The organism is Candidatus Parvarchaeota archaeon (assembly GCA_016866895.1).
GTDB lineage: Archaea > Micrarchaeota > Micrarchaeia > Anstonellales > VGKX01 > VGKX01.
This window is the reverse complement of sequence record VGKX01000025.1, coordinates 1-10,436: the sequence shown is the minus strand read 5'-3', so window position 1 is coordinate 10,436 and position 10,436 is coordinate 1. Positions and strand designations below refer to the sequence as shown.

The following is a 10,436-nucleotide window of genomic DNA, read 5'->3' as shown; positions in this document are numbered from 1 at the left end:
CCATAGCCGACACTTATGCCCTCCCCATATACTACCCCAAGGCGCAGGATGCACACATGCATCGTTTTTGAAAAACCAAGCACTGAGCGCTCTGAAGCAAGCTTAGAAACCCCATAGGCATTTGTCGGGCAGGGGGGCGTGCCTTCGTCCACCAAAAGGCCGTCAACGCCCTTGCCATAAACTGTGATTGAGCTTGCATGGATAAAGGCGTGCACGTGCGCATCTGCAGCGCATTTTGCAAGCCTCTCTGTGTGCCCCACATTTACAGTCTCAAGAACCTGCCTGGGCAGATGAAATGCAACAAGGCCTGCCAGGTGCACAACCTCGCTTACCCCGGAAAGGGCGGCCCTGATGTCAACCTCGTTGGACAAGTCGCCAACAAATACGGAAACATTTTGTGGAAGCGGAAAGTTTGGCTTTTTCCTTGCAAACAGCCTGATTCTATTGCTTGGGTTTGATGCAAGGCGCTCAAGCAGATGCCTGCCAATCCTGCCTGTCCCTCCGGTAATCAGAATCATGGTTCTATTGCTGCCACCCTTACTTAAAAATCCTGCCTGTCTGGCGCGACCATAAAAGCAGGTCAAGGTGGGAGATTGGAATGCCCGTGCCGTCCGCAAAGGATTGCATCCTTCCTTTCAGTTCAAGATATGATTTTTCTGACATGTGGCGAGGCATGTATTCTATTGCCCCAAGTGAGTGGAGTTTTTTGAAACAATGAAGTTTAATAATTAAAACCAGCCAAATATTGGCATGCCAACAAAGATGGAGCTTGCCCAAAATGCGACTGGCAGATTTTCCGACATGGCGCCCCTGCTTGCGCTCAACGAAAGGAAACTTGGGGAATTTGGCCTTGAAAAAGCGGTTTACAAAAACAGGAGGACTGGGAGCCTGCAAAACAGGATGATGCTTGTAAATGCCAAAGGCGAGGTTTTTGACTACAGGCTTGTTTTGATGAAATATGAAAGCGGGGCAAAAATAAACTGGGCAAAAGCTGTGGAGGCGGGGTCAAACTGGAAAAAAAAGGGAGATTGGGAAAAAACCCTTGGAAGCGATTACCAGCTCGTAGGTTTCATGAACGTTTCTAAAACAGCCCCCAAAAAGATTGAGGATGAAAAAGGAGTGCGGGTGAAACGGAATAAAAAGCCCGGGATTGGCGGGGAGGAGGACCATGTGGACAGGCTTAGAAAGGGGCTTGTTTACAGCAGGATTGACAGCGACCATAATGCTCAAGGCGGCGAGATAAACAAAAGGGCATTTGAAAAATTTGAGGAGGAAAACAGGGTGCAGGCAATAAAAAATGAATTGCTTGAGCAGAAAAGGAAAAAGGCGGAGGAGCAGAAAAAACAGGCAGAAGCCCAAAGACAAAGGCAGGAGCAGGAGAAAAAGGAACAGCTGCACCAATTGTGGCTGCAGCAGCAACAGGAAGTTGTTTCAAAATACCTGGCCCCGGCAAGCGAGCTGGTCACGCAAAGAAGGCAGGAGTATATGAAAGGGCTTGGGGGAAGGGCGCTTTCCCCAAGGGTTGCCGAATACATAAGAACGGAAGTGGACGGCAACAGGAGAGCCTACAGGAATATAGTCAAGTTTTTTGGGAGGCTGGCACAAAGCGTTGGGGCCGAAAGCCGCGTGCTTGAGACTGTGTTTGAAAGCTGCTACAATTTCAAGGCCAAGAGATATGACTTTGACCCGTACCTGGCAATTGCAATCATGGCTACCGAGTCTGATGGAAAGGAAAACGCGGTTGGCAAGAATACGCGGTGGGGCAGGGCAAAGGGAAGGTTTCAGCTGATAAGTGCCACTGCCCAGATGCAGGGGGTCGACAGGGCCGACCCCAAGGAGAACATACAAGGCGGCGTTGCCGAGCTGAAGCGGCTATTTGAGAGATACGGGGCGAGCATTACAATAGACAAGAAAGGAATGATATATTATGATGAAAAAACAGTTGCGGCAATAGCCGCATACAATTCTGGCCAGGGCGGGGGCGACAGGTTTTTGAGGCAGGGAAAACTGTATGCGGAGACCTCGGATTACGTGCCGGTTGTGCTTGACTTTTACAAGGTTTTCAGGGGAATTGGCCTTGAGGGAATGCTTTACAAGTCAGTGAACCAGTTTGTTGGGGAAAAAGGGCAGGTGATTGCAAGCAACCTGGACTGGTATAGGAAAAGATACAGAGTTACCTGAAATTTTGGCATGCAATCCGTTTATGTTGTTGCCCTTGCAACTGCCAATTTTTTGTTCTTGCAACTGCGTATTATTTTGCCCCTGCAACCTGATTTTTAAGTCCTGGCGTGTTCGGGGCGCATCAAACATGCCTGACAGTCATTTTGCCCGAGGGTAAAAGCTGGTTGATGTCGTCCGGGTGCGCACCAGTGCGCTTTGCAATCGTCTTTACAGCCACGGCTTTTTCCTTGCCCCCAGGGACAATCTCGCAGGGCAGGGAAAGTTTCGCCTGGCACAGGATTGGCGCACTTGTAAGCAAGCCGCCCTTGTCCAATCCCACCCGTATGCCAAGCCGCGTGCCATAAAACCACTCGCGCTGGCCTGTTATGCCAAATCCTCCTTTTGGGATAAAGCCCCCGTGCGCATGTTTTGTAAGCTGGGATTTGCTGACAGCATAAACATTGGCGGATGGGCTTGCGACTTTCCATGCCGATGAGTACGAAGCCGCAAATTGCGCAGCCTCTTTTTTTTCCGAAAGGGGGACGTCTTGCGCAAGCCCGCCTTTGAGCACTGTTGCCGGAGCGCCTTGTATGTCGGCATGGAAAAACAGGTCGCCATCTTCGATATATTTTGAGTAGATAAGGTCGTTTTGTGCCGCGTCCCGGCCTGCAATGACAAGCCTGCCAAGGCTTGTATAAAACCACCTGAATTTCTCAAACCATTGCTTTTCCCGCTTGGTTTTAATTTTGGTGATTGGATTTGAGGATGCCGCGCCGCCGGGGGCGCCAAAAGCGCCCTTGCTTTGCAGCCGCGCTATCTGCTCCCTGGTTTTTTCAAGGGCTGCCTTTGCGCCCTGCGCCTTTTTCCTTGCCTGTTTTGATGCCTCAAAGCAGCCGGCTGCATTTTGCCTTGCGGATTTTCTAAAGTCGATTGTTATTTTCATGGCTATTCGCCTTTGTTATCAGAAAAACCCTTCCAAACCCGTCTGCTTTCCCTTGAATTTCAGGTCGTCTTCGGTTACGCCAAGCTCGCGGAGGATTTTAAGGACTGAAGGCAGGATTTGGTGCTCGATGTAGTAGTTTGCATCGTAATCTTTTGCCATCTCAAGCACCGTCGCCTTTTCCGAGATGCTTGCGCCGGATTTTGTTATAACAAAGGCGATGACTGCCTCTGAATCTATGGCCTTGCCTGCCTTGATTGCTTTTTTTGCCGCGGCAAGCTCGGGGCTTGTGATAAGGTATTTGTCCGGGTCCTTGTTAAGCTGTGTGTAGACTGCCAGGTCCTCAAGTGGCACCTTTCCTTCACGAAGCGCCTGTATTGTGTCCTTGACAATCTGGATTGCTTTTTCCTTGCTGCCCTCCTTCAAAATCGCATTTAGCACCCTGGACTGCGTTTCCTTGGCTATTTTGGACCAGTCGCGGCGCACAAGCTCAAAGCCGCGTATCTTAATCCTGCCCTGCTCGTCCAAAAGCGCGTATTTTTTCTTTGCGCCAGTGTCGCCCTCTCCGGCAACCTTTTTTGTGACAAACATGCCACGCAGGTAAAATGCCTCAAGCTCCAATTCCATCCGCTCCGGAAGCTGCGAGTTGACTTTTTTCATGAAGGCAAGCGCATCCTCTTTTGTCTTGTTGCCAAGCAGCAGGAACAGGGAATCCGTGTCGATGTAAAGCACATTAAAGCCGGCGTCCTGAGCCTTTGCCGCAGTCTCGGTTATGTAGTGCCTGCCCCAGGCAGTCACTGATTCGCCGCATGCCCTGGAGTACCAGCGGGAGCGCGCATAGGCAAGATAGCCATAGTAGGAATTCGCAAGGATTTTGAGTGCCTGCTGCTGGGCGAACACGTCCGCATACTCCTGGCTTTCCTTTGGCAGTTTTTTGAGCTTGTCCTTGAGCCCCGCGCGCCCCTCCATTATGCCTTCAAGCACCAAAGGTATGAGGCCTTTTTTCTTTGAGCAGAAGCGGTGGCCTTGGGGCGACAGGTGCGACTCCTCCTTGCCGCAATCAGAACAGTTGAGCGTATATGGGTCAATGTTGTGCGAGCAGATAATCGACGGGTACAGGCCGCGAAAGTCAAAGACGACCAGGTTTTCGTAAACCCCCGGGGTCGGCAGCTTGACAAAGGCGCCTTGTATCATGTTGGCAGTCCGCTGCCTGATTTCCTGCTCCCCAGGCTTGTTTGGCACTATTTGATTGTGCTCAAATGAGGCGCGCATCAAAAGCGATTCGACAAGCTGGCCTGTTGTGGACGAAACAACATCAAACAGGGGGGTTTTGGTAATGCGTGACAGCTGCATCTCCACAGGCAGGATTTTTTGGGCAAGCTCAAGTGTTTCAAGCGAGTCGTTGTGCGAATACTCGGCAAGCAGCTTTCTTTGCCCTTCATCGTCCCACATCTGCCAGATTGCGAGTTTTTTTACAAGCGACTTTGTGGCGCTTTCCTTGCCCACAAGCTCCCGGTAGGCGTTTTCAAGTGTGTATTTTGAGACTTTCAGTGCGCCAATGATGCCAAGGAACTGGACCACGCTATAAAGGTCGGCGTGAATCCTGCCTTGTATTTTGGCTTCCTTGCGCAGCCCGCGCTGTGCGAGCTTGAATGAGCTTTTGTCCCTGCCAAGAGAAAGTTTTGCGCCAAGGGCGCTTGCCCTTGCCTGGAGGTATGGCAAGTCAAATTGGGAGGTGTTGTAGCCGACCATAAGCTCAACATCCTCGTCTTTGACGACCCGGCAAAACTCCTCAATCATTTCCTTTTCACCTTTGAGGATTGAGGCAAAGTCCTTGCCCGTATCCCTCCACGTCAAAAGGCCCGACTTGCCGGAGTTTGTGGCGTAGCTTATCATGATTATCGGGTCTTGGGTGGGGCGCGGAACGCCTGCGGGGTTGTAGGTTTCAATGTCAAATGCCATTGTGCGCAGCTGAATCGGCCTTGCGGAACTTGAAACGATTGAATCCAAAATCCTCCCGCGCCTGGAATACGTGACAAGCGAGAAAGGCTCAAGCCCATTGTCAATGATAAAGCGTTTTGCAAAAGGAATATTGAACTCATAGGCCTGATACTCCTTGAGGGTGTCTTTGAGCGGAGGAACGTGAAACGGGTATTTGGCAAAAACCTTCAGAAGCTTCTTTTCCTTGCCAAAAAGGATTTTTGCCACAGGTTCAACGCGCAGAGGCCTTATTTGCTGCCCCTTGTCAAAGGCGCAGGCAGACAGGATTTTTTGCGCCTGGGATTCCGGGGCATCGATGTAAAAATACGGCTCGCAGAATTTGTAAAGCCTGAAAAAGCGCCTGCCTTTCATGAGAAGCCTCACATAAGTCCGCTCGCCGTAAACGTGGTAGTCCGCAGAAATGAAAAAGGCCTTCTTTTGCTTTGGCTGCTTTGACTCGTCAGATAAAGGGGATTTGCCCCGGTTTTCCATGGATAAGATTGCTTGATGCAGGTTTAAAACACTTGGACAAAACTATGCCTGTAATGCCGCTTGATTCAAGAACCCCATGCGGCGGGAAATGTTTGGGGTTTACCCCTCATTTTCTTCTTGCGTGTCGCGGGAGAAGAGGACTTTTGGGTATGCGGATTTTCTGGGCTGATTTGTCTGGCTGGTTTGAGTTGATTTGGGATTTGCCGTGTTGAAGTTGACATTGTTTTGCCGCCTGTCTTGGACTGGCGGGGGCTACGGGGGTTTTGATTGTTTTGGCTGGGTGCTTGATTTTTGGTTGTTTTGGGGGTTTGTGTTTCCTTGGGGGGTTTTTGAACTGTTTGACTTGCTTGGCGGACTTTGTTGAAATGGCCGGGATTGCGGTTTTTGCGGTTGAAGCTGAGTGGTTTGTTGAGGTTGTTGCATTGATTCCTGGGGTTGTGTTGCGCTTTGGCCTTGTTTTTGGGGCAGTGGTGCAGGCGTGTCTTGTTGTTGGGGTTTTTTTACAAATACGAAGTGCGACAGAACAAAAAACAGGGCGCCAAGCAATACAAATGCAATGCCCCAAAGAAATATTTTTCCCGCCATGGACCCCACAAGTTCCTGGGCAAGGCTTGTCAAAAGCCCAAGGACTGTCGGATCAATAGACTGGCCTGAAAGCTGGGAGTCTAGAACCCTGGCAACCGCAGGCGGAGATGTAAGGGCAGTGAAGATAAGGGAGCCGCCAGCAAGAGTAATCGGAGCCGAAAGCTTTTGGAAAAATTCATGCAGGTCCCTTAGCACTGCAAGCAGAAGAGCGGTTAAGATGATTGTTGCCGCAAGGGAAGCTAGGGCCAGATTGCCCAGAAGCAAGTAAACGTCCCGGACCGAGGCAAGTGTGCCTTCAATGCCTCCAATAATGGCCTTTGTTTGTGGATATTTTTCAAAAAGAAGTTTTTTGTCAACTGAATCAGGGATTGCGCCCTCAAGTTCCTTCTTCTTTGCCTCCAGTATGGCAGCCCGCGAGGGGTCTTGCGGATTGGGCGCTATTGTGTCCGAGAAGTAGTCAACACCCAGGTCGATTGCGTTGGACTTGATTGGGGTCAGGTCCAGCCGCGGCTCGAACGAATCCCTTTCGCCGCGCACAAAACCGAATGACTCGAAGAGAAGCGCATCTGCCTGGGTTTGAAAATACACAGGGGTGATTATAGCGCCTGCCGCCGACTCAAACTTAAAGAGCCTTGAGGGTTCCTGCTCGAAGTTGAGCGACATTGACTTAATGAATTTGATGCGAAACGTATCGTAAACATCATATTTCACGAGAAAGTCGCGATAAAAGACAGGGTCAAAAATCGTTGACTGGGCAACCGAGATAAAAACGAATGAGGTTATGGCCGTGGATAAAAGAAAAAAATAGGTTGAGTAGAGAAGCCACGTGAGGATTTTTTTCAGCATGCAAGACTGAGGATGTTGGAAATTTAAACATTATTGGTTTTGTGCGGCCACTTTGGAGCCCGATTGCTGGGCTGGTTTTATTGGATAAGCGGAGGGGTGGAATCTGATGGTTGTTTGCATTGGTAAAACGTGTCAGACAAACCATTAAATACTACATAATGGCCTAAAATTAAAAGAAAGCCGTCTTTTATTTCTGCCGCAAGGCAGAAAAACTGGTCGCCTTGCCAGCGCGTCGATGCGCTGGCCTTCTTCTGTTTGAAGGTTTTTTGGGTAGCTGCGGCTTTGCGCGGCCCCAAGGTGCTTTGAAAGTGCCACACGATACAGCAAATCTTGCACTTCAAGTGCCGGGGGCGGCACTTGTAAGATTTAATAAACTGAGTGAAGAAATACTGGAACGGAGAGATTGCCTAACTATTTGGTTAAACTGCGGCTTGTTTTTGGCCTGGTATTGATTTGGACCAGAAAGGAAAGAGTTGTTTGTGTTTTACATATTGGGTCAATGGTGAAGTAATGGAGAAAAAGGAGCTAGAGGAGGCAATAGGCGGGCTTGAAGCCCAAAAAAACAAGCTGATTGAAAGGATACGGCAGCTCAACGGCACGGTAAGGTTCAAGCAGAGGCAGGCGACGCAGCTGGAACAGGTGGGCGTGGAGCGCACGCAGCCAAGCGCAGGCAGGCTTAGGGCACAGCTTGAAAAAATCGAGTTTGGGATAGCAACAGCAGCATATACGCCCAAGATGGAAAAGGAAATGATAAAGGCGTCCAGGGAAGTTGAGGGGAAGCTCAGGGTTGCTGAAAGCGAGGAGAGGGTAGCTCGGAAAAAAAAATACGTCCAAGACGACTTGAGGTTTGCACTTGAACAGCAGGCGCAGGTGGAAAAGCAGCTGGCCGAAATAAGGCCAAAGCTTGGCACCCTTTATGACAGGCTTTTTGAGATTAAGAGAAAGGGGGACGGGCAGGCTGCGGCAGGCAAGAAGAGTAGGCACGGGCGCTTGAATGCGGAACCTGGCAGCCAGCAGGGTGGCATGCACAGGCAAAAAAGACAGTTTAGGCCTGACAATGAAATGCAGCAGTACATGCAGCCACATGACAGGTTTGTGACCATTGATGAGATTTGCATCGTAAAAAAGAAGGCAGGGCAGGCGTAATGAAGGCACGCGGGGGCCGGCAAGGAAAGCGAACAAAATAATCGGGAAACAGATGGTTGGATGCTCATCGGCGTTGTTGGGGCCCCAAACAAGGGAAAAAGCACTTTTTTTGCAGCGTGCACCGAATCAGATGTGCAGATAGCTGACTATCCATTTACAACAATAGATCCAAATAAGGGAGTGACCTATGCACGGGTTGCCTGCCCGCATACAAATCTTGGCGTTATGTGCAGCCCAAGGACGGGAAAATGCATAAACGGCACGCGGATGGTCCCAGTCAACATTATTGACGTGGCGGGCCTTGTGCCTGGAGCGCATGAGGGAAAGGGAATGGGGAACAAGTTCCTGGATGATTTGAGGGGCGCAGATGCGCTGATACAGGTTGTGGATGCAACAGGCAACACCGATTTGGAAGGCAACAGGGCAAGCGGCTGCGACCCGGCAAGGGAAATTGAATTTTTGGAGCAGGAGATATCCTACTGGATTGCAGGCATAATGATGCGTAATTGGGCGAAAATCAAGGGCAGGGGTGTCGAGGAACTGCAGGAAGCCCTTAGCGGCCTTAAGGTGCAGCGAAGCGACATTGAGGCGGCTGCAGCAAGCGCAGGATTGACGCTTGCGGCAATAGAATGGAATGAAAAGCAGGCATTGGATTTTGCAAGCGCGCTTAGAAAGAGGGCCAAAAAAATACTTATAGCAGCAAATAAGGCTGACGCGCCTGGAGCGCCTGACAATATAGGCAGGTTAAAAAATGAGTTTGGCGAAAGGGTGGTTGCGTGCAGCGCAATAGCCGAACTTGCATTAAGAAAGGCAGGCAAGACAGGCGCGGTTGAATACAGCCCTGGCCAGAAAACCTTTCTGATAAAAAACTGTGACGAAAGGCAGAAAAAGGGCCTTGGGCAGATAGCCGCGGTTATGGAAAGGCAGGGAGGAACCGGCGTGCAGCAGGCAATAGACAAGGCGGTTTTCGAGCTGCTTGGCCTCATACCAGTCTTTCCTGTTGAGGACGAGCACAAATACTGCAACAATTTTGGCGCTGTTCTTCCTGATGCGATACTTGTAAAAAAAGGGACAAGTGCCAGTGAGCTTGCAGGGCTGATACATACCGACCTTGCAAAGCATTTCATTTGTGCAATTAATGCAAGGACGCATATGAAAATAGGCAAGGAGCATGTGTTGGAAGCAGGAGACGTCATAAAAATAGTGAGCGGAAGGGGATAGGGGCGTTTTAGACCCAGTGTTGGGAAAGGGTGAGGTTATGAAAAAGAACGGAAACATGGGAATCATTATTCTAGCGGCAGTTTTTGCCAGCTTTTTAATGTTTGGCTGCACACAAAGCGGCCCGGAACAGAAGGCTAACCAGACTGCAGCCTTGGACACGGCCCAGGCAAAACTGGTTTTGGGGTCATTCGAAAAAGCCGCTGCGCTTGATGACTACACCCTTGAGTACGTGGAAGACGCGCAGGGAAAGGTAAGTGAAGTGACCCTGAGGGTAAAGGGCAGCGAAAGGCAGGCGACAATCAAAAGTGCGCTTGATGAGAAAAATTTTTATTTTGGCTATGGCAGGATGATTGGCTGCGTGAGGATTAAGGACGGCGAGCAGACCTGCGCACAGGTGGCTGAAGGCTCAAGGGCAATTGACGCGGCAAAGGCTGCAGACAGGATTTTTTTCAGCGAAAAGCAGGCCTCAGATGATTACAACCTCAATAAGTTCCTAATAGGCAAGGGCGCGATTAATTTCACAGGGGCAATCGTCCCCTCCAGGCAGGCTGGAGCTGACTGCAGCGCAGTGGAATACACGACCAACTACAAGATTTTGAGCATCAATGATTTGGCATACATAGGATTTGCGGCAGACAACCCAACAGTAAGCGTTTTTAGCGGCTATCGGACAAAAGTGTGCATAGGGGCACAGGATGGCGTGCCGCTTTTGCTTAACCTGACTTACAACTACAAGGATGTGCCGCAGTATTACTCCAGAGTTGCATTAAAATTCGAAAAGAACACAGGCAGGGCCGTTGTGACTCCGCAAAACCTTGCAAACCAGACCGAATTTGAGAAAAAATACGCTGAGGCACAGGCGCTTTTGGATTCTTACGGAAAATGCAAAAAGTTGGAAAATGCAACCGAGCGGGACTCGTGTTACGCGGCAGCGGCCTTTGAGTCATATGCGCCAAGCATCTGTGAAAAAGTTGAAGGGGTAATAAAGCACGACCAGTGCCTGATAGCCCTGGTCGGGCACGCCAACCAACCTGGCTTGTGCGCCAAGACGACGGTTCTCAAGGAC

General features: G+C 50.1%; 8 protein-coding genes. 4 read left to right on the top strand and 4 right to left on the bottom strand.

The genetic code is table 11. The features are described from left to right. Positions 1–518: NAD-dependent epimerase/dehydratase family protein (locus tag FJZ26_01790; GenBank protein MBM3229137.1), on the bottom strand; the 518-nt coding region annotated here is incomplete at its 3' end. A 232-nt stretch (positions 519–750) separates the two neighbouring features. On the opposite strand from FJZ26_01790, the gene FJZ26_01785 reads away from it, so the two are divergent. Then, positions 751–2,181: a hypothetical protein gene (locus tag FJZ26_01785; protein ID MBM3229136.1), complete on the top strand. Its 1,431-nt coding sequence runs from the start codon at positions 751–753 to the stop codon at positions 2,179–2,181. 121 nt (positions 2,182–2,302) lie between these two features. Here the strand turns inward: FJZ26_01785 and FJZ26_01780 are convergent, their stop codons facing one another. The 3 genes from FJZ26_01780 to FJZ26_01770 all read right to left on the bottom strand — a co-directional run bounded on the left by FJZ26_01780 (position 2,303) and on the right by FJZ26_01770 (position 7,003). Further along, complete coding sequence (locus FJZ26_01780; GenBank protein ID MBM3229135.1) at positions 2,303–3,103, bottom strand: DUF814 domain-containing protein; 801 nt, start codon at positions 3,101–3,103, stop codon at positions 2,303–2,305. A gap of 18 nt (positions 3,104–3,121) precedes the next feature. Then, positions 3,122–5,572 carry a DNA polymerase gene (locus FJZ26_01775; protein MBM3229134.1) on the bottom strand — a complete coding sequence of 817 codons (2,451 nt, stop codon included), beginning with the start codon at positions 5,570–5,572 and terminating at the stop codon, positions 3,122–3,124. 252 nt (positions 5,573–5,824) lie between these two features. Further along, a complete protein-coding gene (locus FJZ26_01770) occupies positions 5,825–7,003 on the bottom strand; it encodes a hypothetical protein (protein ID MBM3229133.1) in 1,179 nt (392 codons plus the stop codon). Between the two features lie 510 nt (positions 7,004–7,513). Here FJZ26_01770 and FJZ26_01765 point away from each other — a divergent pair. The 3 genes from FJZ26_01765 to FJZ26_01755 all read left to right on the top strand — a co-directional run. Continuing rightward, the gene (locus tag FJZ26_01765) at positions 7,514–8,149 is read left to right on the top strand and encodes a hypothetical protein (GenBank protein MBM3229132.1); all 636 of its coding nucleotides are present in this window, start codon (positions 7,514–7,516) and stop codon (positions 8,147–8,149) included. Between the two features lie 60 nt (positions 8,150–8,209). Then, complete coding sequence (locus FJZ26_01760) at positions 8,210–9,370, top strand: DUF933 domain-containing protein (protein ID MBM3229131.1); 1,161 nt, start codon at positions 8,210–8,212, stop codon at positions 9,368–9,370. Between the two features lie 37 nt (positions 9,371–9,407). Further along, a partial coding sequence (locus tag FJZ26_01755; protein ID MBM3229130.1) for a hypothetical protein occupies positions 9,408–10,436 on the top strand: 1,029 nt, incomplete at its 3' end.

What these genes read in the sequence shown, in the direction of transcription:
- FJZ26_01785 (MBM3229136.1), top strand. Translation starts at nt 751, where the DNA reads ATGCCAACAAAGATGGAGCTTGCCCAAAATGCGACTGGCAGATTTTCC.
- FJZ26_01780 (MBM3229135.1), bottom strand. Translation starts at nt 3,103, where the DNA reads ATGAAAATAACAATCGACTTTAGAAAATCCGCAAGGCAAAATGCAGCC.
- FJZ26_01775 (MBM3229134.1), bottom strand. Translation starts at nt 5,572, where the DNA reads ATGGAAAACCGGGGCAAATCCCCTTTATCTGACGAGTCAAAGCAGCCA.
- FJZ26_01770 (MBM3229133.1), bottom strand. Translation starts at nt 7,003, where the DNA reads ATGCTGAAAAAAATCCTCACGTGGCTTCTCTACTCAACCTATTTTTTT.
- FJZ26_01760 (MBM3229131.1), top strand. Translation starts at nt 8,210, where the DNA reads ATGCTCATCGGCGTTGTTGGGGCCCCAAACAAGGGAAAAAGCACTTTT.
- FJZ26_01765 (MBM3229132.1), top strand. Translation starts at nt 7,514, where the DNA reads ATGGAGAAAAAGGAGCTAGAGGAGGCAATAGGCGGGCTTGAAGCCCAA.